Source organism: Lentzea alba, assembly GCF_047445655.1.
Classification (GTDB): domain Bacteria; phylum Actinomycetota; class Actinomycetes; order Mycobacteriales; family Pseudonocardiaceae; genus Lentzea; species Lentzea alba_A.
Genome location: NZ_JAJAEG010000103.1, coordinates 1 through 1,059 on the forward strand (window position 1 = coordinate 1; position 1,059 = coordinate 1,059).

Genomic DNA, 1,059 nt, shown 5'->3' on the forward strand with positions numbered 1-1,059 from the left:
TGACGTGATCAAGGGGGTGTCGGCGTGACTGCGATCGACCTCGGGATCCCCGGCTTGACCGGAGTTCCCACCACCGACGAGAAGCAGACGGCCAAGGACTACAAGTCCGACCAGGAAGTCCGCTGGTGCCCTGGCTGCGGCGACTACATCGTGCTCAACACCATGCAGTCGTTCCTGCCGTCGCTGGGTCTCAAGCGCGAGAACATCGTGTTCGTCTCGGGCATCGGGTGCTCGTCCCGCTTCCCGTACTACATGAACACCTACGGCATGCACTCCATCCACGGCCGTGCGCCGGCCATCGCCACGGGTCTCGCCGTGTCGCGGCCGGACCTGAGCGTGTGGGTGGTGACCGGTGACGGTGACGCGCTGTCCATCGGCGGCAACCACCTGATCCACACGTTGCGGCGCAACGTGAACCTCAAGATCCTGCTGTTCAACAACCGGATCTACGGCCTGACCAAGGGCCAGTACTCGCCGACCTCCGAGGAAGGCAAGGTCACCAAGTCGACCCCGGCCGGGTCGCTCGACCACCCGTTCAACCCGGTGTCGCTGGCACTGGGCGCGGAGGCGTCGTTCGTCGGTCGCGCGCTCGACTCGGACAAGGCCGGTCTGACCTCGGTGCTGCGCCAGGCCGCAGAGCACCGCGGTTCGGCGCTCGTCGAGATCTACCAGAACTGCCCGATCTTCAACGACGGCGCGTTCGACGTGCTGAAGGACGCGGACGAGGCACAGCGGCGGATCATCAACGTCGTCGACGGCGAGCCGATCCGGTTCGGTCGTGAGGGCGAGTACTGCGTGACCCGCGAAGGCTTCGGGCTCACGGTCGCCAAGTCCGCGGACGTGGACGCGTCCGACATCGTCATCCACGACGCGTCGGACCTGAACCTGTCGTTCGCACTCTCGCGGCTGTCGACGCAGGACCTCACGCACACCGTCACCGGTGTGTTCCGGCGGGCGGACAGGCCGACGTACGACGACAGCGCGCGGGCCCAGATCAACGAGGCCAAGGCCGCGAAGGCAGCGGACCTGAGCAAGCTGTTGCACGGCAAGGACACCTGG

The 1,059-nt window shown here is 66.4% G+C and carries 1 protein-coding gene; it reads left to right on the forward strand.

Annotated elements, in window-relative coordinates; translation table 11 throughout:
- Nucleotides 1-24: 24 nt before the first annotated feature.
- A partial coding sequence (locus LFM09_RS50080; RefSeq protein ID WP_414103731.1) for a 2-oxoacid:ferredoxin oxidoreductase subunit beta occupies nt 25-1,059 on the forward strand: 1,035 nt, incomplete at its 3' end.